Source organism: Hydrogenophaga palleronii (assembly GCF_031457455.1).
Taxonomy (GTDB): domain Bacteria; phylum Pseudomonadota; class Gammaproteobacteria; order Burkholderiales; family Burkholderiaceae_C; genus Hydrogenophaga; species Hydrogenophaga palleronii_A.
The window spans coordinates 62,036-88,835 of record NZ_JAVDWU010000010.1 but is presented as its reverse complement, the minus strand read 5'-3'; the positions used below and the strand labels follow the sequence as shown (position 1 = coordinate 88,835).

The 26,800-nt window shown below is 65.4% G+C and carries 24 protein-coding genes; 13 read left to right on the top strand and 11 right to left on the bottom strand.

Annotated elements, in window-relative coordinates; genetic code table 11:
- Nucleotides 1–4 precede the first annotated feature (4 nt).
- Together J2W49_RS20405 and J2W49_RS20400 are read right to left on the bottom strand one after the other, a co-directional pair.
- Entirely contained in the window at nt 5–1,465 is a 1,461-nt protein-coding gene (locus J2W49_RS20405; protein WP_310320582.1) for a mechanosensitive ion channel, read from the bottom strand.
- Between the two features lie 315 nt (nt 1,466–1,780).
- On the bottom strand, nt 1,781–2,980 hold the full coding sequence (locus J2W49_RS20400; protein WP_310320579.1) for a threonine ammonia-lyase: 1,200 nt from the start codon (nt 2,978–2,980) through the stop codon (nt 1,781–1,783).
- A gap of 646 nt (nt 2,981–3,626) precedes the next feature.
- On the opposite strand from J2W49_RS20400, the gene J2W49_RS20395 reads away from it, so the two are divergent.
- Nucleotides 3,627–5,891 (top strand): ATP-binding protein, encoded by a 2,265-nt coding sequence (locus J2W49_RS20395; protein ID WP_405001061.1) that lies wholly within the window; start codon nt 3,627–3,629, stop codon nt 5,889–5,891.
- A 37-nt stretch (nt 5,892–5,928) separates the two neighbouring features.
- On the opposite strand, the gene J2W49_RS20390 is transcribed toward J2W49_RS20395, so the two are convergent.
- The 4 genes from J2W49_RS20390 to J2W49_RS20375 all read right to left on the bottom strand — a co-directional run bounded on the left by J2W49_RS20390 (nt 5,929) and on the right by J2W49_RS20375 (nt 9,709).
- Nucleotides 5,929–6,654 (bottom strand): glutamine amidotransferase, encoded by a 726-nt coding sequence (locus J2W49_RS20390; protein WP_310320575.1) that lies wholly within the window; start codon nt 6,652–6,654, stop codon nt 5,929–5,931.
- A 164-nt stretch (nt 6,655–6,818) separates the two neighbouring features.
- Complete coding sequence (locus tag J2W49_RS20385; protein WP_310320573.1) at nt 6,819–7,163, bottom strand: hypothetical protein; 345 nt, start codon at nt 7,161–7,163, stop codon at nt 6,819–6,821.
- 187 nt (nt 7,164–7,350) lie between these two features.
- Nucleotides 7,351–9,261 carry a DNA helicase RecQ gene (gene recQ, locus J2W49_RS20380; protein WP_310320571.1) on the bottom strand — a complete coding sequence of 637 codons (1,911 nt, stop codon included), beginning with the start codon at nt 9,259–9,261 and terminating at the stop codon, nt 7,351–7,353.
- A 28-nt stretch (nt 9,262–9,289) separates the two neighbouring features.
- Nucleotides 9,290–9,709, bottom strand: coding sequence for a rhodanese-like domain-containing protein (locus J2W49_RS20375; protein WP_310320569.1), 420 nt, complete (start codon nt 9,707–9,709; stop codon nt 9,290–9,292).
- Nucleotides 9,710–9,792: 83 nt separating this feature from the next.
- Here J2W49_RS20375 and J2W49_RS20370 point away from each other — a divergent pair, with 83 nt between their 5' ends.
- The gene (locus tag J2W49_RS20370) at nt 9,793–10,839 is read left to right on the top strand and encodes a homocysteine S-methyltransferase family protein (protein ID WP_310320567.1); all 1,047 of its coding nucleotides are present in this window, start codon (nt 9,793–9,795) and stop codon (nt 10,837–10,839) included.
- A gap of 75 nt (nt 10,840–10,914) precedes the next feature.
- Here J2W49_RS20370 and J2W49_RS20365 read toward each other — a convergent pair whose 3' ends face one another.
- The gene (locus J2W49_RS20365) at nt 10,915–11,787 is read right to left on the bottom strand and encodes an alpha/beta fold hydrolase (RefSeq protein WP_310320565.1); all 873 of its coding nucleotides are present in this window, start codon (nt 11,785–11,787) and stop codon (nt 10,915–10,917) included.
- Nucleotides 11,788–12,161: 374 nt separating this feature from the next.
- Between J2W49_RS20365 and J2W49_RS20360 the strand changes: the two genes are divergently transcribed.
- Nucleotides 12,162–13,112: a TerC family protein gene (locus J2W49_RS20360; RefSeq protein ID WP_310320563.1), complete on the top strand. Its 951-nt coding sequence runs from the start codon at nt 12,162–12,164 to the stop codon at nt 13,110–13,112.
- A gap of 240 nt (nt 13,113–13,352) precedes the next feature.
- Here J2W49_RS20360 and J2W49_RS20355 read toward each other — a convergent pair whose 3' ends face one another.
- The 3 genes from J2W49_RS20355 to J2W49_RS20345 all read right to left on the bottom strand — a co-directional run bounded on the left by J2W49_RS20355 (nt 13,353) and on the right by J2W49_RS20345 (nt 16,791).
- Nucleotides 13,353–15,155 (bottom strand): thiamine pyrophosphate-requiring protein, encoded by a 1,803-nt coding sequence (locus J2W49_RS20355; RefSeq protein ID WP_310320561.1) that lies wholly within the window; start codon nt 15,153–15,155, stop codon nt 13,353–13,355.
- A gap of 133 nt (nt 15,156–15,288) precedes the next feature.
- Nucleotides 15,289–16,005: a PRC-barrel domain-containing protein gene (locus tag J2W49_RS20350; RefSeq protein ID WP_310320559.1), complete on the bottom strand. Its 717-nt coding sequence runs from the start codon at nt 16,003–16,005 to the stop codon at nt 15,289–15,291.
- Between the two features lie 186 nt (nt 16,006–16,191).
- A complete protein-coding gene (locus tag J2W49_RS20345; RefSeq protein WP_310320557.1) occupies nt 16,192–16,791 on the bottom strand; it encodes a cyclic nucleotide-binding domain-containing protein in 600 nt (199 codons plus the stop codon).
- A 132-nt stretch (nt 16,792–16,923) separates the two neighbouring features.
- On the opposite strand from J2W49_RS20345, the gene J2W49_RS20340 reads away from it, so the two are divergent.
- From J2W49_RS20340 to J2W49_RS20305, 8 genes are all read left to right on the top strand, one after another.
- Nucleotides 16,924–18,138 carry a sensor histidine kinase gene (locus J2W49_RS20340; RefSeq protein WP_310320555.1) on the top strand — a complete coding sequence of 405 codons (1,215 nt, stop codon included), beginning with the start codon at nt 16,924–16,926 and terminating at the stop codon, nt 18,136–18,138.
- A 17-nt stretch (nt 18,139–18,155) separates the two neighbouring features.
- The gene (locus J2W49_RS20335; RefSeq protein WP_405001060.1) at nt 18,156–18,818 is read left to right on the top strand and encodes a response regulator transcription factor; all 663 of its coding nucleotides are present in this window, start codon (nt 18,156–18,158) and stop codon (nt 18,816–18,818) included.
- Nucleotides 18,819–18,975: 157 nt separating this feature from the next.
- A complete protein-coding gene (locus J2W49_RS20330; protein ID WP_310320550.1) occupies nt 18,976–20,379 on the top strand; it encodes a CmpA/NrtA family ABC transporter substrate-binding protein in 1,404 nt (467 codons plus the stop codon).
- Between the two features lie 40 nt (nt 20,380–20,419).
- Entirely contained in the window at nt 20,420–21,283 is an 864-nt protein-coding gene (gene ntrB / locus J2W49_RS20325) for a nitrate ABC transporter permease (protein WP_310320548.1), read from the top strand.
- 67 nt (nt 21,284–21,350) lie between these two features.
- The gene (locus J2W49_RS20320; RefSeq protein WP_310320546.1) at nt 21,351–22,145 is read left to right on the top strand and encodes an ABC transporter ATP-binding protein; all 795 of its coding nucleotides are present in this window, start codon (nt 21,351–21,353) and stop codon (nt 22,143–22,145) included.
- Nucleotides 22,146–22,190: 45 nt separating this feature from the next.
- Nucleotides 22,191–22,634 (top strand): cyanase, encoded by a 444-nt coding sequence (cynS, locus tag J2W49_RS20315; RefSeq protein WP_310320544.1) that lies wholly within the window; start codon nt 22,191–22,193, stop codon nt 22,632–22,634.
- Nucleotides 22,635–22,759: 125 nt separating this feature from the next.
- Nucleotides 22,760–23,227 (top strand): nuclear transport factor 2 family protein, encoded by a 468-nt coding sequence (locus J2W49_RS20310; protein ID WP_310320542.1) that lies wholly within the window; start codon nt 22,760–22,762, stop codon nt 23,225–23,227.
- Nucleotides 23,228–23,324: 97 nt separating this feature from the next.
- Nucleotides 23,325–24,452 (top strand): methyl-accepting chemotaxis protein, encoded by a 1,128-nt coding sequence (locus J2W49_RS20305; protein WP_310320540.1) that lies wholly within the window; start codon nt 23,325–23,327, stop codon nt 24,450–24,452.
- Nucleotides 24,453–24,462: 10 nt separating this feature from the next.
- On the opposite strand, the gene J2W49_RS20300 is transcribed toward J2W49_RS20305, so the two are convergent.
- Nucleotides 24,463–25,332 carry a pirin family protein gene (locus tag J2W49_RS20300; protein WP_310320538.1) on the bottom strand — a complete coding sequence of 290 codons (870 nt, stop codon included), beginning with the start codon at nt 25,330–25,332 and terminating at the stop codon, nt 24,463–24,465.
- A gap of 139 nt (nt 25,333–25,471) precedes the next feature.
- Between J2W49_RS20300 and J2W49_RS20295 the strand changes: the two genes are divergently transcribed.
- Complete coding sequence (locus tag J2W49_RS20295; RefSeq protein ID WP_310320536.1) at nt 25,472–25,651, top strand: hypothetical protein; 180 nt, start codon at nt 25,472–25,474, stop codon at nt 25,649–25,651.
- A 66-nt stretch (nt 25,652–25,717) separates the two neighbouring features.
- Nucleotides 25,718–26,758: an RNA methyltransferase gene (locus J2W49_RS20290; protein ID WP_310320534.1), complete on the top strand. Its 1,041-nt coding sequence runs from the start codon at nt 25,718–25,720 to the stop codon at nt 26,756–26,758.
- Nucleotides 26,759–26,800 lie beyond the last annotated feature (42 nt).

Below are 26,800 nucleotides of genomic sequence, written 5' to 3'. Positions count from 1 at the left end.
TCATTCAATTGTCGCGTCGCAGCTTGGAAAGCCAGTGGTCCATCAGTTTGCCGGCGGCTTCACGCCCACCCAGCCCGAAGGACAGCGCCACCGCCACCGCCACCGCACCCAGCGTGAGGCCAAAGGCCAGGTTCACGATGTCGTCGGCAATGCCCATGGCACGCAGACCCATGGCAATCACCAGCGCCAGAATGGCGAATCGCGCGATGCGGGCCAGACCCTGGGTGCTGGCGCCGCTCGCGCGGTCGATCGCATCGTAGGCCACATTGGCGAGCCAGAAGCCAATCACCAGGATGGCCGAGCCCAGAAGAACATGGCCACCAAACTCGATGAAGTTGGCAACGATGCCGCTGACCTGGGTGAAGCCGAGCTGCTCCGCTGCCTCGACGGTGGCGAACAACATGGCAAAAAACAGCGCCACGCGGCCGACGAAGCTGGAGGCGCTGGTGGTCTCGAAGGCATGGGCCATGCCCACGCGTTGCGGCAGCGTGTCAAATCCCAGCGCTGCTAGCAGACTGGCCAACAGCCGGGCGGCAAACGATGCCACCATCCAGGTGATGATCAGGATCAGTGCGGCCGCAATAATGTGAGGCACCGCCCCCAGCAGAATGGCGAGCATGCGGGTGGCCGGCAGCGAGATGGCTTCGATCTTCAGTGCATCGAGAGCGGCAATCAAGGATGGGATGAAGACCAGCACGAACACCAGCGTGCCCACCACGCTGGAGAGCTTGACCGATTCGGTCAGCCCCGCCTTGCCGCCGAGCTGGTCGATGCCAGCGGTGCGGGACAGGTTCGCGGTGAGGTTGCGCAGCACCGTGGCCACGATCCAGCCGACGCCACCGATGATGAAGGCCGCCACGGCGTTGGGCAGCATGTCCAGCGTCTTGGTCACCATGGCCCGCAGCGGGTCCAGCAGGCCTTGCATGTCCAACGCGCCCAGCACCGCTGGGACGAACAGAAGGATCACCAGCCAGAACAGCGCGCCGGCCAGGTTTTCGCTCATGGGCGACATGTCGGCGTGCTCGGAGAGCTTTTCGTCCAGGGTGGTCTTGTCGAGCAAACGCTGCGTCACGCCTCGAACCACACTGGCCACCAGCCAGCCCACCAGCGCCAGGATCAGGCCACCGATCAGCCGGGGTGCATATTCAAAGAGCTGCGTGGTCAACGCAGCGAACGGCCCGGACACCTGTGCCAGGTTCAAGGAATTGAAGACGGCCGCCAGCGCCAGCAGGATCACCACCCAGAAAAGGCCCATCGCCACAGCGCCTTCGATGTCCACCGCCGCGCCCGTGAGCTTGCCAAAACGGTGGTTCACACCCACGAAACCCAGGCTTTTGCGCGTCGCTGCCCGCACGCCCACGGCAATCAACCAGCCGATCACCAGGATAGCCAGCGCGCCAAGCAGTTGGGGAATGTGACTGCCCAGTGTGTTTTGAAGCGAATCCCACATGGCGTTCATGTTCACGTCCTTCTCCTGAGTTGATGAATGATGCGGTGCATCATGCAGACCGAGACGCCGTCCGTCAACCGATGAAGCGGCATGTTCGCCGCCGATCGCGGCTGGAAGATTGATGAAACAGGAGGATGTCGCGCGATCGATGCAGATTGACAACAGAGCGTGCGCCGTCCAAACCAACGCAGTCAAACGCTGCGGACAGGTTGAACCCCCGATGCGAATGTCCCAGACCAGGGATACCGTGGGACCGGCTTTGCCGGGCCACTGGCATGGCCCCCCTTGAGGGGGTGACGCGCGCGGCGCGGCGCGGGGTGGGCCGTCTCTTTAGCCCACCTGCGCTTCGAAGCCCGCGGTACGCAGCGCCTCGATCACCTGCCCAATGTGTTCGCGCCCGCGTGTCTGAAGCACCAGTTCGATGGTCACGTTTTGCGCTGCCAGCAGGGTGAAGGCGCGCTGGTGGTGCACCTCGTCGATGTTGGCGCCGGCCTCGGCGACGGTGGCCGTGATGCGAGCGAGGTTACCCGGCACATCGCGTGCGTTGACCAGTATGCGGGCGAGGCGCCCAGCGCGCACCATGCCGCGTTCGATGATGGAGGCCAGCAGCATCGGGTCGATGTTGCCGCCGCACAGCACCAGACCGACACGTTTGCCCACGAAGCGCTCCGGGTGCTTGATGAGCGCCGCGAGACCGGCAGCGCCCGCGCCCTCGACCAGCGTCTTCTCGATTTCCAGCAGCATCACGATCGCCTGTTCGATGTCGCCCTCGTCGACCAGCAGCAGGTCGTCCACCTTGTCTCGGATGATGGCCTGGGTGATGGCGCCCGGCGTGCCCACGGCGATGCCCTCGGCAATGCTGCTGGCGCCCTGGGGCAGGTGCGTGCCCTTGATGGCGTTGTACATGGCCGGAAACCGCTCGGCCTGCACCCCTACGACCTCGATGCCGGGCCGGATCGCCTTCGCTGCGGTGGCCATGCCGGCGATCAGGCCGCCACCGCCGATGGCGACCACCAGCGTGTCCAGATCGGGCTGCACACGCAGCATCTCCAGCGCCACGGTGCCTTGACCGGCTGCAATCGCTTCGTCGTCGTAAGGGTGCACGAACACCAGACCTTCGCGCTCGGCCAGTTCGCGGGCATGCGCCTTGGCGGCCTCCAGCGTGTCGCCGTGCAGCACCACCTCGGCGCCAAAGCCCCGCGTGCGCTCAACCTTGACGCCCGGCGTGAAGCGCGGCATCACGATCACGGCGCGCAGACCCAGGCGCTGCGCGTGATAGGCCACGCCCTGTGCATGGTTGCCCGCGCTCATGGCGATGACGCCCCGCGCACGCTCTTCGGCGCTGAGTTGCGCCAGCTTGTTGCACGCACCACGCTCCTTGAACGACGCGGTGTACTGGAGGTTCTCGAACTTCAGGAACACCTGGCACCCGACGATCTGCGAGATCGTGCGCGATTCCACGAATGGCGTATCCAGGATCTGGCCTTTGAGCCGCTGCGCGGCCGCTTCGACGTCTTGTTTTGTCAGCATGGCGCCATTGTGACGCAGGCACTTGCCCCCACGCTCCGCCGCTGCGCGGGTCGCTGCCCCCCGAGGGGGCTGAGCCTGCCTCGGGGCGGCCCGGCGGCAGTCTCGGAGGCCCCCACGCTCCACCGCTGCGCGGGTCGCTGCCTCCCGACGGGGCTGAGCCTGCCTTGGGGCGGCCCGGCGGCAGTCTCGGAGGCCCCCACGCTCCGCCGCTGCGCGGGTCGCTGCCCCCCGAGGGGGCTGAGCCTGCCTTGGGGCGGCCCGGCGGCAGTCTCGGAGGCCCCCACGCTCCGCCACTTCGCGGGTCGCTGCCCCCGCGGGGGCTGGCCTTGTTTGGGGCGGCCCTGCACTGCGACCCCTGAGGTTTGGGTAAAACCAGACAAATTGCTCAACCGGTCTTCGGCGCGCCCTTCCATGAATCATCAAGCTGGGGTATGTTCCGCTTCAAAACCGCAATTGATTTGCCCTGGTGGCGTCGGGCGGTTCTTGTGGAGGTGTCTGGATGGTCAAACGCACGGTACCGCCCGTTGAGACTGTGTCTCGCTCGGTGCTGGAACCGAAAGAGTCGCGTGAAGGGCGAAGCCACTTCGTGGGCGAAGGCCGCGTGTTCGTGCCGCACGGCTTGCGCCAGGCCCCTGTGCTCGATCTGATGTGTTCACATTTCGTGCTCACGCTGGCGGCACGGCAGGGGCCGCGCTTCAACGTGCGCCGCGATCTCAACACCATGCTGTCGCTGGCCGGGCGGCACCTGGTCTGGCCACACACCGTGCTGGCCCGTTTGCGCGACTTCCTGAACCGGCGTTGCCGTGACAACGATCTGTGGGGCGGACAGGAGCAGCTCTCAACCAACGCCTTCATGGAACGTTATGGCGTGTGGCGTGGCCCCTATGAAGAAGGCACGCTTTTTTTCTATCTGGACGAATACGCCAAGGAGTCACCCAAGGACCTGTTGTCGGTGCTGGCGGTCACAGGTGACTGGCTCAGCCAGGCGCTGAAAAAGCAGTCCACGCTGGTGGAGAAAAACATCGATGCCCTGGCCGGCTTGCTGCAGCTCAACCGCGCCGAGCGCGCCCTGCTGCTCTACGGCACGCTGGCGCGCTACCAGCGCGACCTGCGCTCCATCCTGGTTGAGTTCAAGGTCAACAACGCGCCGGAGGCCTATGCGGCCATTGCCGACGTGGCAGGGGTGAAAGCCAGTGAAGTGGGTGAGGCGCTGCGGGCGGGCTCGCGGCTGGAGCGCATCGGCATGGTCGAGAACCTGATCTCCGAGCACAACATCACCGATCTGGCCGATCTGATGAAGGTCAGCGAAAAACTGCCGCCGGTGCTGATGCGCGAATACCGCACCCAAAGCGAACTCATGGCGGTGTTCACCCGACCGGCTTCGCGGTCGGCCCTGAGCGTCAAAGATTTTGAATACGTGGGCGAGGACGTCAAGCTGCTCTGCGGTCTGCTGCGCGAAGCCGTGGGGCGACGCGAACCCGGCGTGAACGTGTTGCTCTACGGCCCGCCCGGCACGGGCAAGACCGAACTGGCGCGCGTGGTGGCGCATGCCGCGGGCCTGGAGCTGTTTGAAGTGGAGTACGCCGATCGCGACGGCAACGCGCTCAGCGGCCGCGACCGCTACCGGTCGCTGCAGATTGCCCAGGTCTTTCTGAAAGGCACCGCACACTCCGCGCTGCTGTTCGACGAAGTGGAAGACGTGTTCCCGCCCATCTCCAGCGAGGCAGCGCAGCTCATGGCGCGTGCCGAGCATGTGGCGGCCTCACACACGGGCAGCGTCAGCGGCAAGGCCTGGGTGAACCAGATCCTGGAATCGAATGCCGTGCCCACGCTCTGGGTGACCAATCGCATCGAGCAGATCGACCCGGCGTTTCGCCGCCGCTTTGCCTACCACCTCGAACTCAAGAGCCCGCCGCCGGGTGCGCGCGAGCAACTGGTGCGCAAGACGCTCGAAGGTGCGGCGGTGTCTGAAGAACTGGTGGCGCGCCTGACCGAACGCAAAGGCCTCACGCCCGCGCAGATCCGCACCGCAGTGCGCTTTGCCGAACTTGCCGCAAGCTCCGGAAAATCCGGCGCCCGCCGTTCAGCGAAGGCGTCGTCCAAAGCGGCGCCGCTGCTCGACGACCTGATCGAGCGCCAGTTGCGCAACGCCGATCTGGCCCTGGGCCGCCGACCCGATCTGGTGCAGCGCCCGAGCGTGACCCAGTACAGCCTGGACATGCTCAACGTGGAGTCACGCTACGAGTTGCCCCGCATCATCACGGCGCTGAAGGCGCGTGGCCATGGCTGCCTGTGTTTTCACGGTGCGCCCGGCACTGGCAAGACCGCGCTGGCCGAGCATCTGGCGCAGCAGTTGGAGCGCCCGCTCATGGTGCGGCGCGCCAGCGATCTGGTGAGCAAGTTCGTGGGCGAGACCGAGCAGCAGATGGCCGCCATGTTCCGCGAAGCCGAGGCGGAAAAGGCGGTGCTGTTGCTGGACGAAGCCGACAGCTTTTTGCAGGACCGCAGGGGCGCGCAACGCACCTACGAAGTGACCGAGGTGAACGAGATGCTGCAGGGCATGGAGCGCTTCGCCGGCATCTTCATCTGCACCACCAACCTGATGGACAGCATCGACCAGGCGGCGCTGCGGCGCTTCACCTTCAAGATCCGCTTCAAACCGCTCACGGCGGTACAGCGCGAGACCATGTTCGTGGTGGAGGCGCTCAATGGCGACGCCACCCGACTGGACGACGCCGTGGCCGCGCGACTCAACAAGCTCGATCAGCTGTGCCCGGGTGATTTTGCGGCCGTGAAGCGGCAGGTGGAGATCCTGGCCGAGGCGCTGGCGCCCGAGGAATTTTTGGCCCAGCTGGAGGCCGAGCACCGCATCAAGCCCGAGGTTCGTGAGTCCAGGAAGATGGGATTTTGAACGCCTGTGCGTTGCTTTGTGCTGGCGGACCAGCGGCTTATTGAGGCTGTGCCAGCCGCGCAAACGTGGCCAACACCGACGCCGCTTCAGGCGTGTCCTTCACTGCTGCGCTGATCTGGGCGGCATCACGTCCTTCGCGTGCCAGCGTCGGGCCCAGGCCCTCGAGATAGGCGCGCAGCGACTCGCCCGAAAACTCCGGATGGAACTGCACGCCCCAGGCGCGAGTGCCCATGCGAAACGCGTGGTGGGGTTCGTGGGCGTTGCTGGCCAGCGCGACCGCCTCAGGGGGCAGGCGGCGCACCGTTTGCCAATGCACGGCCTGTGCGTCGAAGCTGGGCGGCAAGTGTCCGAGCAGAGCGTCGCCGTCGGCCTGCGCGTGGCGCTGCACTTGCACCGTGCCGATTTCAACACCTTGCGGGTGGTGGGTCACTTCGCCACCCAGCGCATGTGCCAGCAACTGATGGCCGTAACAGATGCCCAGCGTGGGTACGGACTGCGCCACCGCTTGCTGCAGCCAGGGCACCAGCGCTTCGCTCCAGGGCTCTCGGTCGCTCACCATGGCGTGGGAGCCGGTGAGCACGATGCCGGCCAGGCTGTGCAAGGGCGGCAGCGCTTGGTCGCCCTGGGCATCGTGTGTCAGCACTTCAGCGCCGCCCTCACGCAGGCCGGCGGCAATCCAGTCGTCGAAGTCGCCCAGACGCTCACGGATGTGGGCATGGGTGCGCCCGGTCTGGACGATGAGGATGGGCAGTGCGTTCGACATGGCAGCGATTCTATGGACCCGCATGGTGCCCATCTTGGACCGCTCCCTCCGGACGGTAACCCTTCGGTCGCCAGAAGGCCAAAAAAAAGCCCGTCACGAGGACGGGCAAGAGGAGAGAGGAACCACTCATCTCCAGGAGCAGCACGGCACGCCCGATGCGGCACTCAGTGCACCAGGGCCATGGGGCCGGTGGGCAGCTCTTCGGGCGAATAGTCAGGGTGGTGCTCGACAAAAAACCGCAGTTTCTGGTCGAGCCGCGACACGCGGGTGTGGGCAATGCTCTCGCAATGGTGTTTGGAGATCAGCGCGAACAGTTTGCTGCGCAGGAACCAGAGGTCCTTGGGGCTCTCGCACATCATCAGCGAGGCCTGCAGACGGGTGCGCACGGGATCCTTGATGTCAGCCATGGCATCGTGAAACTCGTCGACGATGAAGTCCAGCTCCAGGACCTGCGTGTCGTGATAAGTCTCTTTCGTCTTTTTACCAAACCAGGGCAGTTTGAAGAACATGCCGCACTCCATTCGTGATGTTCGGGGGCTCGCCGGGAACAGCCCGGGCTCATCCGCTTCATCGACCAAACGGTGCACCAGCTTGAGCTTTTTTGCAGGGAAACGGGGGTCTCACCGACAGGCGGTCGGCCCCAAAAAACCGGGTCCCACATAGGTAAACATTCGCGGCCGCAACGACCGTTCGCACCTACCCGAAAGCACTCACCACGCGTAATACGTCCGCGCCGTAGGCTTCTCGCTTTTTCTGGCCGATGCCGGAAATACCGTCCAGATCGGCTTCTGTCTGGGGGCGGCGGGTGGCGATGGCGCGCAGCGTGGCGTCGTGAAAGATGACGAACGCGGGCAGGTTGTGCTCGCGCGCCACTTCGGCGCGCCAGGCCTTGAGCGCGTCCAGGCAATCGCGCTCGGCCAGACTCAGCGGCTGGCCGTCCAGGGCTGTGGCGGGCCGGCCCGCACGGCTCGCGCGCGTGCCACGCGTGCGTGCGGCCTTCTCGCTGACCTGGCGCAGCCAGATCGCCTGCTCACCCTTGAGGATGGCGCGCGCCGCATCGGCCAGATGCAGGGTGTTGTAGGGCGCGTCGTTCACCTGCACCGCCTCGCGGGCGATCAGGTGGCGCAACAGCGCGCGCCACTGGGACTCGCCCAGGTTGGCGCCGATGCCGAAGGTGCTGAGCTTGTCGTGTCCGTACTGGGTGATCTTGTCGGTCAGCTTGCCACGCAGAATGTCCATGATGTGGCCGGCACCGAAAGCCATGCCACTGGCCTGCTGCACGCGGTAGATGCACGACAGCAGCTTGCGCGCGGGGTCGGTGGCGTCGTGCAGTTCGGGCGGATTCAGGCAGTTGTCGCAGTTGCCGCAGGCCTGGCTGTCTTCTCCGAAGTACTTCAACAAGCGAACGCGGCGGCAGTCGCTGGCCTCGGCCAGCACCAGCAGGGCATCGAGCTTGCCGCGCAGCACCTGCTTGAACTCGTCGGCCGCCGGGCTTTCGTCGATCATGCGGCGCTGGTTCACCACGTCCTGCAGGCCGTAGGCCATCCAGGCATTGGCCGGCTCGCCGTCGCGCCCGGCGCGGCCGGTCTCCTGGTAGTAGCCTTCGATGTTCTTGGGCATGTCCAGGTGCGCCACGAAGCGCACGTCGGGCTTGTCGATGCCCATGCCGAAGGCGATGGTGGCCACCATGATCAGACCCTCTTCGCGCAGGAACCGGTCCTGGTGGCGCTGGCGCATCGAGGCGTCCAGACCGGCGTGGTAGGGCAGGGCGGACAGGCCCGCACCCACCAACATGGCCGCCACTTCTTCCACGCGTTTGCGCGACTGGCAATAGACGATGCCGGCGTCGTGGATTCCGTTGCCACTGGTGTGCTCGTCGCGGATGAAGCGCAGCAGCTGGGTGGTGGCGTCCTTCTTCTCCACCAGCTGGTAGCGGATGTTGGGGCGGTCGAAGCTGCTGATGAAGGTGCGGGCTTCCTGCAACTGCAGGCGCTCGACGATATCGGCGCGGGTGAGGTCGTCGGCGGTGGCGGTGAGGGCCACGCGCGGCACGCCGGGGAAGCGCTCGTGCAGCACCACCAGGCCCCGGTACTCGGGCCGGAAGTCGTGGCCCCACTGGCTCACGCAGTGGGCTTCATCGATGGCAAACAGGCTGAGCTGGCCGCGCTCGTGCAGCGAGTCCAGCAAGGCCAGAAAGCGTGGCGTGGTCAGCCGTTCGGGCGCCGCGTACAACAAGGTGAGTTCGCCGCGCAGCATCTGCTTTTCAACGCGCTGCGCGTCTTCGCCGGACAGGCTGGAATTCAGGAACGCCGCGGCCACGCCGGCCTCTAGCAGCGCGCCCACCTGATCGTGCATGAGCGCGATCAGCGGCGAAACCACCACGGTCAGGCCATGCCCCGCACGTTCGCGCACGATGGCGGGTACCTGGTAGCACAGCGACTTGCCGCCACCCGTGGGCATGAGCACCAGCGCGTCGCTCCCGGCGCTCACGTGCTGCACGATGTCGGCCTGGGGGCCCCGGAAGGCATCGAAGCCGAACACCTCGTTGAGCACGCCCAGGCTGGCTTCCAGGGTTTCGCCCTCGGTGGATATGTCGATCTGGCTCATGCGTGGAGACTGCAGCAGAAAGGGGCGATCACATCTGCTCCCATGGAAGGCCGTCAAACCGCCAGCCATTCAGGCTGGAGCGTTTGAAGGCGTCGTTGAGCTCGCCTTCGAAGCCGTGCACCACATGCGCCACTTCCTTGAAGCCCACCGCTTCCAGCGCCTTGCCGGCATCCAGCGTGCGCTTGCCGCTGCGGCAGATCAGCAGCACCGGCCGTGCCTTGTCGCCGGCCTCCTGTGCCACGGCGGCGGCGAATCGGGCGGGGTCCGGCGTGAGGTCGGGGTATTCGTACCAGGGAATGTTCTCCACGCCAGGCGGGCGCCCCACGTAAAGGGACTCGATTTCCATGCGGACGTCCACGAACAGCGGCGGTTCCTGGCCCAGCGCAGCGCGGCGCGCCGTTTCTGCCTGCAGCCAGGCCCAGGCTTCCTTCGGGAGCAGGTGTTTCATGGGTGGGTATTGTCGGGCATGGGACGGAGAGGGCCGAAGCACGGGTTCGCACGCTTGTCCCCCAGTCTTCCTACAATCTCCCCATGACCACCCCGACCTACACCCGCGCCCAGGCACTGCCCGCCATCCTCTCGAAACGCATCGCCATCCTCGATGGCGCCATGGGCACCATGATCCAGCGCTTCAAGCTGGGCGAGGCGCAGTACCGGGGCGAGCGGTTCAAGGACTTCCACCAGGATGTGAAGGGCAACAACGAGTTGCTGAGTCTGACGCAGCCCCAGGTGATCCAGGACATTCACGAGGGCTACCTGGCCGCAGGTGCCGACCTGATCGAGACCAACACCTTCGGCGCGACCACGATTGCCCAGGAAGACTACGACATGGCCCACCTGGCGCGCGAGATGAACCTGGCTTCGGCCCGCATCGCCCGCGCCGCGTGCGACAAGTTCAGCACGCCCGACAAGCCGCGCTTCGTGGCCGGTGCTCTTGGCCCCACACCCAAGACCGCCAGCATCAGCCCCGATGTGAACGACGCCGGCGCGCGCAACGTGACTTTCGAGCAGTTGCGCGCGGCCTACTACGAACAGCTGGAAGCGCTGGTGGACGGCGGTGCCGACGTGCTGCTGGTGGAAACGATCTTCGACACGCTCAACGCCAAGGCCGCGCTGTTTGCCGTCGACGAATACTTCGAGAACAGCGGCGAGCGCCTGCCCCTGATCATCAGCGGCACGGTGACCGACGCCTCGGGCCGCATCCTCAGCGGCCAGACCGTGACCGCCTTCTGGGCCAGCGTGCGCCACCTGCAGCCGCTGGCCGTGGGCCTGAACTGCGCCCTGGGCGCCACCCTCATGCGGCCCTACATCCAGGAACTGGCCAAGGTGGCGGGCGACACCTTCATCAGCTGCTACCCGAACGCCGGCTTGCCCAATCCCATGAGCGACACGGGCTTCGACGAAACGCCGGAGGTGACGGGTCGTCTGCTGCGCGAGTTCGCGGCTGAAGGCCTGGTCAACATCGTGGGCGGCTGCTGTGGCACGACCCCTCAGCACATCGAGGCCATTCGCAGCGGTGTGGAACCGCTGGCGCCGCGCAGCCTGCGCAAGGATTTTTTCTACCGCGAAGCGGCTTGAACCGCCGGCGGCCACGCGCTGTTCAAGCCGTGTCGCGGCACGGTTCCAGCTGAGCGATTTCGCTCGGTCTCTGGGTCACTTGCCCGCGGTGCGCCTGATGAAGTCGAGCATCAGCGAGACGGCGGCGTCCGCATGGCTCTCGAGCAGCAGGTGGCCGGCATCCAGGACATGCGCCTCCATCCTGGGCAGCGCACGCATCCAGGACAGCACCTCATCCAGCTCAAAATAGATGTCGTGCCTTCCCCAGACCATCAGGGCAGGGGGCTGCCATTGCTCCAGGTACTTGGCGATGGCGTCGAAGCGGGCGGCGTAGCGCCCATAGTCCGCGATCAGCGCCCGCTGCGTGTCCATGTGACCTGGCAGGTTCATCACGCGCCAGTCCTCTTCCCAATGCTCGGGCGGGATTCGTTTGACCACATCCGGCGGAACGCCCGAGATGTAGGTGTCGCGGGTTCCCGCCAGGGTCAGGTGCGCCGTGGCCGCTGCCGCGTTCACCGCATTCGGTTGCGACCAGTAGGCTTGCGTGGCCTTCCATCCTGGCCCCCATCCCGTTCGGTGTGCGTTGGCGTTCTGGACGATGAGGCCCAGCACCTGCTCGGGCGCCTGCATCGCGATTTCCAGGCCCACCGGTGCTCCCCAATCATGCAGGTAGATGAACCGCGGCCCGATCTCCAGATGGTCCAGCAATTCGGTGATTGCCTGAGCGATGGCGGAGAACGTGACAGCCGGCAGCGCATCGGATTCACCGTGGCCCGGCAGGTCGGGCGCGACCACATGGGCGACCCGCGCCAGCGCGGGGACGACCTGCCGGAACATTCCTGCAGAGTTCGGCGTGCCGTGCAGCAGCAGCATGGCCGGTCTGCTCGCTTCGCCGGCCGTGATGAACGACAGCTCGGCACCACCAGAAAGTCGAAATCGCTGTCGGGTCGTGGTCGGATCCTCATGCATGGCTGTGTTTCCCCGTTCGCGCCTCCGCGCACATTGTGGTGTGCGGCAAACGGCGTTCCCACCGCAGGGTCGCGGCATGCCGCAGGGCGGTGTCTCTGGCCCCGACATCTGGCCGTCCGCACTTGGAAAAATAGTGTGAACAGGCCCTGGAGGTGGCGCGCTCGCGGGCAATGGCGCATAATCGCCTGTCCCATCAAGGGGAGTAGTCGATCAGCCAGCGGGCCTGCAGCCCGCCCTGGCTGGAGGGGTTTTCGTCAGCACGCTGCACCGGTCATTCAGGCCGGCGTGGCCGGAAACCCCAGGCCGGGCGCCATGCCCTGGCCCTGGCAAGACCTTGGGGGTGTTTTCAACACCACCAAACCGAGGTCTTTCTCATGGAAACCATTGCGCCACTCTGGCTGTGGCTTGTGTTCGTCGCGTTCGTGATCGCGGCGCTGTTTGTCGACTTTGCCGTGCTCAAGAAGCAGGGTTCCCACGAGGTGGGTGTGCGCGAGGCCCTCTGGTGGTCGCTGGCCTGGGTGATGCTCAGTCTGGTCTTCAACGCGCTGTTCTGGTGGGCGGTGAAGGATGTGTCCGGCTCGGCCGCCATGGCCAACGAGAAGGCGCTGGAGTTCCTGACCGGCTATTTGATCGAGAAGAGCCTGGCGGTGGACAACATCTTTGTCTTCCTGCTGATCTTCACCTACTTTGCTGTGCCGCCAGCGTTCCAGAAGCGCGTGCTGATGATCGGCATCATTGGTGCGATCGTGCTGCGTACGGTGATGATCCTTGTGGGCGCCTGGCTGCTGGACCAGTTTCACTGGATCCTCTACGTGTTCGGCGCCTTTCTCATCCTCACGGGTGTGAAGATGTGGTGGGCGGCAGACCAAGAGGAAAGTCTGGACGACAACCCGGCCCTGAAGCTGCTGCGCAAGGTGCTGCCGGTGAGCAAACACTACGACGGCGAGAGGTTCTGGACGGTCGAAAACGGCAAGAAGATCGCCACGCCGCTGCTGATGGTGATTGCGCTGGTGGCCATGACCGATGTGATCTTCGCGGTTGATTCGATTCCGGCCATCTTCGCGATCACCAAGGACCCGTTCATCGTGCTGACCAGCAACGTGTTCGCCATCCTGGGCCTGCGCGCCATGTTCTTCCTGCTGCAGGCCGCCGCCAGCCGCTTCCACTTGCTGAACTACGGTCTGGCCGTGATCCTGGTCTTCATCGGCACCAAGATGATGATCATCGACCTTTACAAGATCCCGGTGGCGGTATCGCTGGGCGTGGTGCTGGGCATTCTGGCCATCACCATGGTCTGGAGTTCCAAGACCGCGCCGAATACATAGGGATCACCCCCCTGCGCTGCTGACGCAGCTTCCCCCCTCCGTGGCGCGCCTGAAGGCGCTTCGAGAGGGGACGCACCCTGTGGCCCGGCGAAGCCGGTTCCACGGGTGCCCTGGATCGAGACACGTCACGCGGGAAGGTCTTTTTTGGGACTCCCCCCACTGCGGCCTGCAGCACCCGCGAGTTCGCGCGGTCCGTGGGACGGGCGTCGTTCAGCCCCGTCCCGTCGAACAGACGCGTGGCTACCGCGCCTTGGCGGGGAACACGGTGTCCCACCATTGCCGGGCCGATTGTTTCACCATCTCCAGCGCCTCGGGGTCGCGGTGCCACAACGCAGAAAGAAAGGCCGTGGCTTGTTCGGCGTTGATGTGGGGCGGCAACGGCGGCACGTTGGGGTCGGTCACCATCTCCAGCAGCATGGGGGTGTCTGAGGCCAGCGCCTCGTCCCAGGCGGCGGCCACGTCCTCGGGCTGGGTCACGCGCAGGCCCTTGAGCCCGATCAGACGGGCGTATTCGGCGTAGGGAAAATCCGGTACCCGCTGGGAGGCCTCGAATTTCGGGTCCCCCGCCATCGCCCGTTGCTCCCAGGTCACCTGGTTGAGATCGCCGTTGTTGAGCACCATCACCGTGAAAGCGGGTGAGCGCCATTGCTCCCATCCTGCGGCCAGTGAGATCAGCGCATTGACGCCGTTCATCTGCATGGCGCCGTCGCCCAGCAGCGCGATCACATGGCGATCCGGGTGGGCGTGCTTGGCCGCCAGCGCATAAGGTATCGCGGGGCCCATGGTGGCCAGGCCGCCGGAGAGCGAGGCCATCATGCCGCGACGGATTTTCAGGTCGCGCGCGTACCAGTTGGCGGCCGAACCCGAGTCGCAAGTGAGAATGCAGTCATCGGGCAGGCGCGGCGAGAGTTCCCAGAACGGCAGTTGGGGATTGATGCCCGTGGCCGGACTTTTTGCGCGCGCTTCCAGCACCTGCCACCAGCGCGCCACGCCTTGTTCGATCGATTCGCGCCATCGCAGATCCGTCTTGCGTTCCAGCAGCGGCAGCAGCGCGTGCAAGGTCTTGCGGCTGTCGCCCACCAGGCCCACCTCCATGGGGTAGCGCAGGCTGAGCATGCGTGGGTCGATGTCGATCTGCACGCCGCGCGCCTGTCCCTCCTCGGGCAGGAACTCCGAATAGGGGAAGCCTGAGCCCACCATCAGCAGCGTGTCGCACTCGCTCATGAGTTGCCAGCCGGGTTGTGTGCCCAGCAAGCCGATGCAGCCGGTGACGTACGGCAGGTCATCGGGAAGCGCGGCTTTGCCCAGCAAGGCCTTGGCCACCCCGGCGCCCAACTGGTTGGCCACGGCGATCACTTCGTCCGTGGCCTGCAATGCGCCCGCGCCCACCAGAATCGCCACCTTCTTGCCCGCGTTGAGCACCTCGGCGGCGCGTTCGAGATCGGACAGTGGGGGCACGCTGCGCAAGTCGGGCCGGTCGATGCCGCTGTGCACCGTGCCGTGTTCGCGCGGCGGTGTGCGCACGGCGTCGAGCTCTTGCAGGTCGTGCGGCACGATCAGGCAGGTCACGCTGCGCGTGTCGCGCGCGATGCGCACGGCGCGGTCCACGAGGTGCCGCACCTGTGCGGGCACCGTGGCCATTTGCACGTATTCGTGCGCCACGTCCTTGAACAGCGTGAGCAGGTCTACCTCCTGCTGGTAGTCGCCGCCCAGCGCGGCGCGCGCCTGCTGCCCGACGATGGCGACCACCGGCTGGTGGTCGAGCTTGGCGTCGTACAGGCCATTGAGCAGGTGAATCGCGCCGGGGCCCGAGGTGGCCAGACACACGCCCACCTCGCCGGTGAATTTGGCGTGGGCGCAGGCCATGAAAGCCGCGAGTTCCTCATGGCGGGTCTGCACGTACTCGATGCCCAGGTCGCGCTTGCGCGCGCGATCCATGGCGCCGATGAGGCCGTTGATGCCGTCGCCGGGATAGCCGAAGATGCGGCGCACGCCCCAGGCGTGCAAGCGGTCCAGAATGAAATCGCTGACGGTATCAGTCATGTGGGTGGAGAACAGCTGGCGTCCTCAGTTGCGGTAAAAATTGCAGCAACGCCTCCGGGTCGAAATATGGCGAAAAGAGGGCCGTGGTGAAAGGCGCTGACGGGCTTCGGGCGTATCCGCAATTGCGGTGGCTTCAGCGCGCCTTCGGACTGTGGCGCACGGTCTGCTTGTCTGCGTCCAAATGCACCTCGCGGGCCCCCCAGTTGATGCTCAACATGTCTTCGGCTGGCACCGTGACCTGCCCGCCGGGCAGCCAGCGGCGTGTGTCCACCACAAAATGCTCCACGCACCAGCCGTCGTCATTGATGAGGATGTCGTCGATGCGACCTGCCGAACCATCCAGCGCCTCTGCCTGGTAACCGATGATTTCCTGGCAGCTGTGCAGGTGCGAACGGTGCGCTGCATCCAGCGCCTGTTGCGACGCCTCGCTCAACCCGATCGGGGCGCCGCCCGCAGCGGGGGACATCTCCACGGCGCCCATGTCCGGGGCGACGGGATGCGCGGTCGCGCCCCAGGCCAGCGGTCCGCTCCAGTAGTAGGGGTAGCGGTAGTGATCTGCGTAGGCCATTTCATACAGGCGCGACACCGGTTGCTCCGTTTCCACGGGCGGGCTGTCCTCCACCTGCGAGCGCGTGAGATCCACGGGAATCTGTGTGTCGGTCGATTCAGCCATGCGCATCGCGTAGGGCGACACCAGCACACGCCGGCTGTTCAGCCAGTTGCCTGTGTCCACCACCAGATAGCGAACGTGCAAATGCTCGTCGTCAAAATAGACATCCTCAATCGTGCCGACCTCGCCATCGCTTGCCGTCACGCTGGCGCCGCGCCACTGGGTGAACTTGTGAAGCATGTGTTTCTCCGGTTGGCGTACCGCTGCAAAAGGGGTACGGACACGGTCGGGCGGCAAATGGCGTTCCTGAAAGACGCCGAGTGGGTGTCCCACCTTCCAGGTCACCGTGCTTATTTTGCAAAGCGCCACAAGGCCTTGGCGCAGGTGCGTGCCCGGCAGGGTCAGCCGCGCTTCGGGGGCAGGTTCCTAGCCTTGAGGGGTGGGCATCAGTTGCTCGATCTCGTCCTGCATGGTCTGCACCAGCTGGCTGTAGACCTGCAGCTTGTGCCGGTTGTCGCGCAGGCGCTCGGCCAGGCGCTGGGCCACCGCGGTCATGAGCTTGGCGGCGGTGGCGGGTTGTTCGGCGATCAGGGCTTCGAGGGCCTCGCGGTCGAGCACCGCACAGCGCACATCGGTGCTCGCGGTGCAGGAGGCCGAGCGGGCGGCACCGTCCACCAGCGACATTTCACCGATCAGGCTGCCGGGCCCGACCACATTGACCGTAACGGGTTCTACCCGGCTGGGCATGAGCGATTCCACCGTGATCTCGCCCTCCAGCACGAGCACCATGAAACCGGTGTCGATGCTCTCGCCCTGGCGAATGATGGTGGTGCCCGCGCGGTATCGCGTGGGCTGCATGAACCGCACCACGGTCAGGGCCTCGACTTCGCTCAGCTGCATCAGGGCGGTGGGGGCGCGCAGCAGGTAGGCGGCTTCCTGGGCGCCGGCCGAGCCAGCGACCTGCAGTGCGTTGTCCCGGTTTCGGGATGGGCGACGTGCGCCAAACAGCATGTCGAAGAAAGCCATGGTGGGTTTCGGGGATGGGAGAAGAGCGCCCTGAGAACGTGATGGCGGAACACGACCGGAGATTGTGCCGTGTCTGTCCCGATTCAGCGAACATGCACCAGCTTGGCACATCCATTGCTTGTTTCCCGGCCCATGCACATCGACGCCCATGCCTTGCTCAGCCGCCCACTGGCGCCCGCCAGCGAGGCCTGGCGCAACCCGCTGGAGCTGTTGCTGGCGTCCACCGGCGAAGGCATTTACGGCGTGGATCTGGAAGGCCTGTGCGTGTTCATCAACCTGGCGGGTGCCCGCATGATCGGCTTCGAGCCGCACGAGGTGCTGGGGCGCAACATGCATGAACTCACCCACCATGCGCACGCCGACGGCCACCGCTACCCCGAAGCGCAGTGCCCCATCTTCAACGCCTTCCGCCAGGGCCTGCCCTGCCGCATCGACAGCGAGGTGTTCTGGCGACGCGACGGCAGCGCGTTCCCGGTGGAGTATTCCAGCCATCCCATCGTCGATCAGGGTGAGGTGCGAGGGGCGGTGGTCACCTTTGTGGACATCACCGAGCGCCGCCGCGCGGCCGATGCGCTGCAGCGCGCCAAGGACGAGCTCGAGGAACGCGTGCGCGAGCGCACCGGTGCGCTGGAGACGGCGCTGCACCAGGTGCGCGAGCTGGCGGCCTGGTCGGAAACCGTGCGCGAAGAAGAGCGAACCCGCATCGCCCGAGAGGTGCACGACGAGCTGGGCAGCCTGCTGGTGGCGCTGAAGATGGATGTGAACTGGATGGACAAGCGCCTGGCCGAGCAGACGCAGCGCAGCCCGGATGCGGCCGAAGACATGCGCAGCCGCATGCGCTGCAAATGCCAGAACATGAGCCGGCTGATCGAGAACGCGGTGGACAACGTGGGCCGCATCATCACCGACCTGCGACCCAGCATCCTCGACCACCAGGGCCTGTGGGCGGCACTGGAATGGCAGGCGCAGGAATTTGTGCAGTCGGCCGAGCTGATACTGGACTGGCACATGGATGTGGCCACGGCTCCGGAGCCGCCCGAGCCCATGGCCATGGCGGTGTTCCGCATCTTTCAGGAAATGCTCAGCAACGTGGGGCGCCACGCGCAGGCCAATCGGCTGAGTGTCCACATCGCCGTGCAGGGGATGGCACTGCAGCTCACCGTGGAAGACAATGGCGTAGGCGCGCCGCCGCAGGCGTTCGCCGCCGCCGATGCCTATGGCGTGATGGGCATGCGGGAGCGGGCGAGGCACTTCGGCGGCGACATACAAATCGACAGTGCACCAGGACAGGGCACGCGCATGTGCCTGACCTTGGTCCTGCCAGTGGAGACACGGTCCCCAACATGAACACCCAGTTCGACTTGATGGCCGAGACCATCCGCGTGCTGATCGGCGACGACCATCGCATCGTGCGCGAGGGGCTCAAACAGATCCTGGCCGACGCGCCCGACGTGCAGGTGGTGGCCGAGGCGCAGACCGGTCCGGAGGTTCTGGCCGAGGTCCAGGCGCTGCACGGCAGCGAGGGGCTTGATCTGGTGCTGCTCGACATCGCCATGCCCGGACTGGACGGGCTGGACGTGCTGCAGGCCATCAAGCGTGAGCACCCGCGCCTGCCGGTGCTCATGCTCAGCACCTACCCTGAGAAACAGTACGCGGTGCGCTGCATCCGCATGGGCGCCTGCGGCTACCTGAACAAAAGCGCCGACCCCGACGACATGCTGGCTGCGGTGCGCAAGGCCGCGGGCGGCGCGGTTTTTGTGAATCAGGCCACGGCCGAGGCGCTGGCGGCGGCGGTGGGCAGCACGGGTGCCAAGACCGGGCTCGAAGCGCTTTCGCACCGCGAGTACCAGGTCTACCGGCTGCTCACGCAGGGGCGCACCGTGAGCGAAATTGGTGCGCAGCTGGGCCTGGCGGCCAACACGGTGAGCACTTACCGTGCGCGCGTGCTGGAAAAGACAGCCACCAAGAACGACGTGGAGCTGGCGCTGTTCGCCGAACGCCACGCGCGAAACGCCAAAACCCCCTGAATCCCGCCCTTGAAACCGGCGCCGTGTAGGGCTGCCCCTACACGGCGTCGGTGAAGCGTTTGCGAAATCACGAGGGTTCCGCCAAAAGGCGGGGGCGGTCCGTGTTCTGGCCCGGTGCTTGCGAAGTGAGTGGCGTCTTCAACTCACGAGGTGCGCCATGTCCGAATTCTTCGATCCCTACAACGCCGACCGCCCGCTCATGATGAAGTGCAGTTGTGGTCGCGACCACACCGTTGCCGATCACCATGCCGAAGTGAACGCGGACGGCGCGGCCGCGGAGCTGCGCCGGCGCAGCGAGAGTTCGGATTTCGAGGCCTACAGCAACCAGTTCATCGAAGCCACCCTGGTCAAGGCGCTGTTTCCGCAAGACGCAGAGCGTCGCCGCTTTCTGCGTGCAGTGGGCAAGGGCACGGCCATGGCCGCGATCGCCAGCGTGCTGCCGGTGGGCACCATGCAGGCCATGGCGCAGGACAAAGGCGCGCTGGAGAAAACCAATCTCAAGATCGGTTTCATCCCCATCACCTGCGCCACGCCGCTGATCATGGCCCATCCACTGGGTTTCTATGAAAAGCAGGGCCTCAAGGTGGAGGTCACCAAGACGGCGGGCTGGGCGTTGATCCGCGACAAGGTCATCAACAAAGAGTACGACGCTTCGCACTTCCTCAGCCCCATGCCGCTGGCCATGAGCATGGGCCTGGGCTCGAACACCGTGGCGACCAACGTGGCGACGATCCAGAACATCAATGGCCAGGCCATCACGATGTCGATTCGCCACAAGGACAACCGCGACCCGAAGAACTGGAAGGGCTTCAAGTTCGGCATTCCGTTCGATTACTCGATGCACAACTTCCTGCTGCGCTATTTCCTGGCCGAGCACGGCATCAACCCCGACACCGACGTGCAACTGCGCGTGATCGCGCCACCTGAAATGGTGGCCAACCTGCGCGCCGGCAACATTGACGGCTTCCTCGGCCCCGACCCGTTCAACCAGCGCGCCGTCTACGAAGAAGTGGGCTACCTGCACACGCTCACCAAGGACCTGTGGCATGGCCACCCCTGCTGCGCTTTCGGCACCACCACCGAATTCATCCAGCAGAACCCCAACACCTTTGCGGCGCTGTACCGCGCCGTGCTCACGGCCGCGGCCATGGCGCGCCAGCCCAAGAACCGCGAACTGATCGCGAAGGTGATCGCGCCTGCGCAGTACCTGAACCAGCCCGAGGTGGTGCTGCAGCAGGTGCTCACCGGGCGCTATGCCGACGGCCTGGGCAGCATCAAGAACGTGCCCGACCGCGCCGACTTCGATCCCATGCCCTGGCAGAGCATGGCCGTGTGGATGCTCACGCAGATGCAGCGCTGGGGTTACGTGAAAGGCGATGTCGACTACAAGGCCATCGCCGAGAAGGTATTCCTGATCACCGACGCACGCAAGCACATGAAGGACCTGGGCCACGAGTTCAGCGCCGGCCCCACCTACACCAAGCACACCATCATGGGCAAGGAGTTCGATTCGGCCAAGGCGGCGGCCTACGCCAAGAGTTTCCCCATAAGCAAGGCATGAGGACGCCTCAGGCCGCGCGCTGCCAACAGGAGCAGTCTCAATGAAAATTTTCAGTCTCAACGCACGCGCTGCGGTGGTCTCACTGTTGCTGCTCGTGTGTTTCCTGGGCCTGTGGCAACTGGGCTCGACGGCGGTGTCGGTGGGTGGTGCGGCCACGGGTCTCTCGGCCGACGAGATCGAGTATCGGAAGATGATGGGCAAGGACCCGGGTGCGGAGAAAAGCAGTGGCTTTCCGCCGCCGCTGGAAGTGGCCAAAGTGAGCTGGGGGCATTTGTCCGACCCGTTCTACGACAAGGGCCCGAACGACAAAGGCATCGGCATTCAGCTGGGTCATTCGCTGGCGCGCGTGGCGGCGGGCTACCTGCTGGCCATGGCGGTGGCGATCCCGCTGGGCTTCCTCATCGGCATGTCGCCGCTGATGCGCAAGGCGTTTGATCCCTTCGTGCAGGTGCTCAAGCCGATCAGTCCCCTGGCCTGGATGCCGCTGGCGCTCTACACGCTGAAAGACTCGGACGTCAGCGGCATCTTCGTCATCTTCATTTGCTCCATCTGGCCCATGCTGATCAACACCGCGTTCGGCGTGGCCTCGGTGAAGCGCGAATGGCTCAACGTGGCCAGCACGCTCGAAGTGAATCCCTTACGCAAGGCCTTCCTGGTGATCCTCCCCGCAGCCGCACCCACCATCCTCACGGGCATGCGCATCAGCATGGGCATCGCCTGGCTGGTGATCGTGGCGGCCGAAATGCTGGTGGGTGGCACCGGCATCGGCTACTTCGTCTGGAACGAGTGGAACAACCTGTCGCTGACCAACGTGATCTTTGCCATTCTGGTGATCGGTGTGGTGGGCATGCTGCTCGACCTGATGTTCGCCCAACTGCAGAAGGTGGTGACCTATGTGGAGTGAATCTGTCGAACGGCTGGAATCGGCGACTCACCCCGTCACCACACCCGCAACCCAGAAGGCGTCCCCGATGACCGGTTTCCTCAAAGTCGAACAGCTCGCCAAGGCCTACCAGGCCGACAAGCCGGTGTTTGCCGACGTGTCCTTCCACCTAGACAAAGGCGAGTTCGTCTGCATCATCGGCCACAGTGGTTGCGGCAAGACCACCATCCTGAATGTGCTCGCCGGGCTGGACACCGCCACCGCTGGCCACTGCTTCATGGACGGGCGCGAAATCGCTGGCCCCAGCCTGGAGCGAGGCGTGGTGTTCCAGAGCCATGCGCTCATGCCCTGGCTCACCGTGCGGCAGAACATCGCGTTCGCAGTCAAGTCGCGCTGGCCCGACATGCCGCGTGCCGAACTCAACGCGCACGTGGAAAAGTTCGTGGCGCTGGTCGGCCTAAGCCCGGCCATCGACAAGAAGCCCAGCCAGCTCTCTGGCGGCATGAAGCAGCGCGTGGGCATTGCGCGCGCCTTCGCCATCCAGCCCAAGATGCTGTTGCTCGACGAGCCCTTTGGCGCACTCGATGCACTCACGCGCGGCACCATACAGGACGAACTGATGGCCATCGTGAACGAGACGCACCAGACCGTTTTCATGATCACGCACGACGTGGATGAAGCCATCCTGCTGGCCGACCGCATCCTGCTGATGACGAACGGGCAGGAGACCGATCAGGGCTACCGGCCTGGCGGCATGGCTGAGGTGGTGGTGAACCCGTTGCCGCGCCAGCGCACGCGCGCGCAGTTGCACCACCTGAATGGCTATTACGACCTCAGAAACCACATCGTCGATTTTTTGGTCAGCAGGGCAAAAGCCCACTGATCCCTTCTCCTTTCCCTTTCTTCAACACTAGGAACGAGGCAACACATGAGCCGACTCGACGTCACCGAAAAGATCATCAACACCAAGGTCACCAAGGGCCTGAGCTGGGCCGATGTGGCCAAGAAGGTGGGCCAGTCCAAGGAATGGACCACCGCACTGTGCCTGGGCCAGATGACCGCCACGCCGGCACAGGCCAAGGTGCTGGGCAAGATCTTCGGCCTGTCCACCGAAGAGCAGAAGTGGCTGCAGGTCGTGCCTTACAAAGGCTCGCTGCCCACCAGCGTGCCCACCGACCCGCTGATCTACCGCTTCTACGAACTGGTCAACGTGTATGGCACCACCTTCAAGGAACTGATCCACGAGGAGTTCGGCGACGGCATCATGAGCGCGATCGATTTCAAGATGGACATGCAGCGCCAGGCCGACTCGAATGGGGATCGGGTGAACATCGTGATGTCGGGCAAGTTCCTTCCGTATAAACAGTACTAACCCCCCGCCGCGCTGACGCGCGACCCCCCTTGAAAGGGGGGCGGCGGCTTGGGCCGGCGGAGCCGGACCCTCGTCGCCACTGGATCGGTCACTTCGCGCCGGACCTGCTCCGGGCTCCACACCCTATGGAACCTCGTCTACCTTTGCCACCCTACACCTTTGAGACCGCCGCACAGAAAGTGCGCATGGCGGAGGACGCGTGGAATTCGCGCGACCCTGATCGCGTGGTCAAGGTCTACACCGAGGACACGCGCTGGCGCAACCGGGCGGAGTTTCCTACTGCGCGGGACGAGGTGCATGCGTTTCTGGTGCGCAAGTGGGCGAAGGAGCTGGACTACCGGCTCATCAAGGAGTTGTGGGCGTTTGATGGCAACCGCATCGCGGTGCGCTTCGTCTACGAATGGCACGACGATTCAGGGCACTGGTTTCGGTCGCATGGCAACGAGAACTGGCAGTTCAACGAGCTGGGCTACATGGAGCAGCGCCACGCCAGCATCAACGACCGGCCGATCCATGAAAGCGAGCGGCTGTTCCATTGGCCGCTGGGTCCGCGCCCGGTAGATCACCCCGGGTTGAGCGCGCTGGGGTTGTGACGCGAGACACCTGTGGACCGGTATTTCATGTTCACCGCTCAAGCCCGTCGGGTTTGTGTCGAAAAACCTTTTGGGCTGGTGAACAAGGAGCCGGGTGATGGCGAACAACATGGCAAGCGGTGCAGCAGCAGCGGGCACCAACGGAACCGACCGCGGTGCGGCGGTCGAGCAGCACATCGCGGCGATTTCGTCGCTGTCGGAATCGCTGCTGCGAGGTGTGGATTCGGCGCTGGACGAGGTGAGCAGCGTGAACCTCTCGACGCAGCTGCTGTCGGTCAACGCGCGCATTGAGGCGGCGCACGCGGGTGCGGCCGGTGGCAGTTTCGCGGTGGTGGCCAGCGAAATGAACCGCCTCTCGGGCGAGGTCAAGACGCTCACCGAGCGGCTGCGCGGCAACGCCCAGCAGACCGGCGTGCAGATGCGCCATGCGGTGCAGGGCTACGTGACCCAGGTGCGTGATGCCCGGCTGTGCGAGCTGGCGCTCACCAACATCGACCTGATCGACCGCAACCTCTACGAGCGCAGCTGCGACGTGCGCTGGTGGGCCACCGACGCCGCCGCCGTGGACTGCGCGCGCGAACCCAGTGAAGAACGCCGGCGCCATGCGCAGCGTCGCCTGGGGCAGATCCTGGATTCGTACACCGTCTACAGCGACCTGGTGCTGGTGGACACCCAGGGCACGGTGCTGGCCAACGGCCGCCCGGCGCAGTTCCACAGCGTGGGTGCCGATGTGTCTGGCAGCGACTGGTTCACACAGGCCCTGGCCTCGCGCGACGGCAGCGAGTTCGCCTGCTCCAGCGTGCATGCATCCGAACTGGTCAACGGCCAGCGGGTGCTGGTCTACGCCTGCGCCGTGCGCGAAGGCGGCGACGTGCGCGGCAAGGTGCTGGGCGTGCTGGGCATCCTGTTCAACTGGGACGCGCTGGCGCTCACCATCGTGCGCCGCACGCCGCTCACGACCGATGAATGGACCCGCACGCGGGTCTGCATCATCGACGACGGCGGCCGGGTACTGGCAGATTCCCAAGCCGATGGCCCGGCGCGCATTGACCTGAACGGCTGGAAACCCTTGCTGGCACAGCCACGCAGTTCGGCCGTGCTGCGGGTGGACGGCAAGCCCACCTGTGTGGCGCACGCTTCGTCACCGGGGTATGAGACTTACCGCACCGGCTGGCATTCGCTGATCCTGCAGGGCGTATCAGACACTGAGGCGCGTACGCACTGACTTGTTGCCCTCAACCCGGCAGCGGAATCCATTCTTTGTCATCCCCTGGCGGCAGCGGAATGCGCCCCGCCTGCCAGTCTTCCTTGGCCTGTTCAATGCGCTCCTTGCGCGACGACACGAAGTTCCAGAACACATGGCGCTCGCCCAGCGGTTCGCCGCCGAAGATCATCAGCGTGCTCTTCTCGCGGGCGGTGATCACGGCATCAGCATCGTCGCCGAACACCAGCAACTGGCCGGGCACATAGGTCTGGCCGGCGTGCTCGATTTCGCCGTGTGCCACGTACACCGCCTGTTCGCTGTGCCCGCCCGGCAGGGCTTTGGATGCGCCGGCCTGCCATTCGGTGTGCAGGTAGAACAGGGGCGAGTGCGTGCGCACCGGGCTGGTCATGCCGTAGGCGCTGCCGGCGATCAGGCGCATCCACACGCCATCGGCTTCCTGCACCGGCAGGTCGGCGGCGGGGTAGTGGGTGAAGGCGGGGTCGGTTTCTTCGTCGGCTTCGGGCAGGGCCACCCACAGCTGCATCAATTCAAGCCCGCCGCCCGCGAACGACTCCGGGTGGCTGAAGCGTTCGGAATGCGAGATGCCGCGCCCAGCCGTCATCCAGTTCACGTCGCCCGGAACAATGGATTGCTTCATGCCCAGACTGTCGCGGTGCATCACCTGGCCGCTGAGCAAATAGCTCACGGTGGACAGGCCGATGTGCGGGTGCGGGCGCACGTCGGCGGCGCTGGTGTCTTCCGGTGCCATGGTGACCGGGCCGGCGTGGTCCACGAAGATCCACGGCCCCACCATGCGGCGTTTTGCATACGGCAGCACGCGCTTTACGGTGAGGCCGTGGCCAAGGTCGGCGGGGCGGGCGGTGATCACCATTTCCAGCATGGGGGCTCCTTGTGTTGATCGAAGGTGGGACGATGGGAACATTCTCACGGCATGGGCATGGCCGCACAAGCACAAGGGCGTTGCGCATGGCTTGTTTGCCTGCAGCGGCTGCCCGATACTGCGCCCAGGAGGAGCGTGAATGGATTGGTTCGGCGTGGTGTTTTCGGTGGCGTTTCTGCTTTCGCTGCTCACAGGCAAGGCATATTTCCGGCGGGTTTACGACCGGGACGAAACGCCCGCGATGTACTGGCAGATCGTGGGCTGCTACGCGGCCCTGGCTGCATTGGGGCCGGTGCTGCGGTTCTTCCAGGCAGGGTGAAACCGCCAGCGCGCGGGCTGGCCCTGTGTCCTAATCGGGGTTTCGACCCTTCAGAACCTGCTAGACATGCGCATCGAATCCCTCCGCGAACGCCTGCGATCCCTCGGCGCCAAACCCGGCCACGAGCAGCGGGTGCTGCGGCTGTGGTCGCAGGCCCAGCCGCAAGACAAGGGCCGTCGAGCGCTGGAAGCCTTCATGCCCACCGCGCTGCGCAACGAACTGCCCGCTCTGGTCGATGAACTGGCTGGCCTGGCACGCCTGCAATCCCAGCACCCCGGCGACGACGGCTCCGCGCGCCTGCTGGTGGCCTTGGCCGACGGCCAGATGGTGGAGACCGTGCTGCTGCCGCGCGGCGGGCTGTGCGTGTCCACCCAGGTGGGTTGCGCGGTGGGTTGTGTGTTCTGCATGACAGGACAAAGCGGCCTGGTGCGCCAGGTGGGCAGCGCGGAGATCGTGGCCCAGGTGGCGCTGGCGCGCACGCTGCGCCCGGTGAAAAAGGTGGTGTTCATGGGCATGGGCGAACCCGCTCACAACCTGGACAACGTGCTCGAAGCCATCGACCTGCTGGGCACGCTGGGCAACATCGGCCACAAGAACCTTGTGTTTTCCACCGTGGGCGACCCGCGCGTGTTCGAGGCTTTGCCCCAGGGGCGGGTGAAGCCGGCGCTGGCGCTGTCACTGCACACCAGCCGTGCCGATCTGCGCGAGCAGCTGCTGCCTCGTGCGCCCCGCATGTCGCCCGAAGAACTGGTGCAAGCCGGCGAGGCCTACGCCCGCACCACGGCCTATCCCATTCAATACCAGTGGACGCTGCTCGAAGGCATCAACGACGGTGACGACGAACTCGCCGGCATCGAGCGGCTGCTCAAAGGCAAGTACGCGGTGCTCAACCTGATCCCCTACAACACGGTCGACGACCTGCCCTACCGCCGCCCCAGCTGGGAACGCGCCGCCGCCATGGCCCGCCACCTGCACCGCCTGGGCATCCTCACCAAACTGCGCCATTCTGCCGGGCAGGATGTAGAAGGCGGTTGTGGGCAGTTGCGGGCGCGGGCGGAACGGCCTGAACGGCCAGTGCGCAGGGTGATTGCGGTGCAGGCGGCTTAACGGTGGGTCAGCGGCGGGCGGGTGCCCTGCGCTCCGTATGAT

Coding starts and splice junctions, on each gene's coding strand:
- J2W49_RS20400 (WP_310320579.1), bottom strand. CDS start 2,980: ATGCTGACAAAACAAGACGTCGAAGCGGCCGCGCAGCGGCTCAAAGGC.
- J2W49_RS20395 (WP_405001061.1), top strand. CDS start 3,627: ATGTGTTCACATTTCGTGCTCACGCTGGCGGCACGGCAGGGGCCGCGC.
- J2W49_RS20390 (WP_310320575.1), bottom strand. CDS start 6,654: ATGTCGAACGCACTGCCCATCCTCATCGTCCAGACCGGGCGCACCCAT.
- J2W49_RS20385 (WP_310320573.1), bottom strand. CDS start 7,163: ATGTTCTTCAAACTGCCCTGGTTTGGTAAAAAGACGAAAGAGACTTAT.
- recQ (WP_310320571.1), bottom strand. CDS start 9,261: ATGAGCCAGATCGACATATCCACCGAGGGCGAAACCCTGGAAGCCAGC.
- J2W49_RS20375 (WP_310320569.1), bottom strand. CDS start 9,709: ATGAAACACCTGCTCCCGAAGGAAGCCTGGGCCTGGCTGCAGGCAGAA.
- J2W49_RS20370 (WP_310320567.1), top strand. CDS start 9,793: ATGACCACCCCGACCTACACCCGCGCCCAGGCACTGCCCGCCATCCTC.
- J2W49_RS20365 (WP_310320565.1), bottom strand. CDS start 11,787: ATGCATGAGGATCCGACCACGACCCGACAGCGATTTCGACTTTCTGGT.
- J2W49_RS20360 (WP_310320563.1), top strand. CDS start 12,162: ATGGAAACCATTGCGCCACTCTGGCTGTGGCTTGTGTTCGTCGCGTTC.
- J2W49_RS20355 (WP_310320561.1), bottom strand. CDS start 15,155: ATGACTGATACCGTCAGCGATTTCATTCTGGACCGCTTGCACGCCTGG.
- J2W49_RS20350 (WP_310320559.1), bottom strand. CDS start 16,005: ATGCTTCACAAGTTCACCCAGTGGCGCGGCGCCAGCGTGACGGCAAGC.
- J2W49_RS20345 (WP_310320557.1), bottom strand. CDS start 16,791: ATGGCTTTCTTCGACATGCTGTTTGGCGCACGTCGCCCATCCCGAAAC.
- J2W49_RS20340 (WP_310320555.1), top strand. CDS start 16,924: ATGCACATCGACGCCCATGCCTTGCTCAGCCGCCCACTGGCGCCCGCC.
- J2W49_RS20335 (WP_405001060.1), top strand. CDS start 18,156: ATGGCCGAGACCATCCGCGTGCTGATCGGCGACGACCATCGCATCGTG.
- J2W49_RS20330 (WP_310320550.1), top strand. CDS start 18,976: ATGTCCGAATTCTTCGATCCCTACAACGCCGACCGCCCGCTCATGATG.
- ntrB (WP_310320548.1), top strand. CDS start 20,420: ATGAAAATTTTCAGTCTCAACGCACGCGCTGCGGTGGTCTCACTGTTG.
- J2W49_RS20320 (WP_310320546.1), top strand. CDS start 21,351: ATGACCGGTTTCCTCAAAGTCGAACAGCTCGCCAAGGCCTACCAGGCC.
- cynS (WP_310320544.1), top strand. CDS start 22,191: ATGAGCCGACTCGACGTCACCGAAAAGATCATCAACACCAAGGTCACC.
- J2W49_RS20310 (WP_310320542.1), top strand. CDS start 22,760: ATGGAACCTCGTCTACCTTTGCCACCCTACACCTTTGAGACCGCCGCA.
- J2W49_RS20305 (WP_310320540.1), top strand. CDS start 23,325: ATGGCGAACAACATGGCAAGCGGTGCAGCAGCAGCGGGCACCAACGGA.
- J2W49_RS20300 (WP_310320538.1), bottom strand. CDS start 25,332: ATGCTGGAAATGGTGATCACCGCCCGCCCCGCCGACCTTGGCCACGGC.
- J2W49_RS20295 (WP_310320536.1), top strand. CDS start 25,472: ATGGATTGGTTCGGCGTGGTGTTTTCGGTGGCGTTTCTGCTTTCGCTG.
- J2W49_RS20290 (WP_310320534.1), top strand. CDS start 25,718: ATGCGCATCGAATCCCTCCGCGAACGCCTGCGATCCCTCGGCGCCAAA.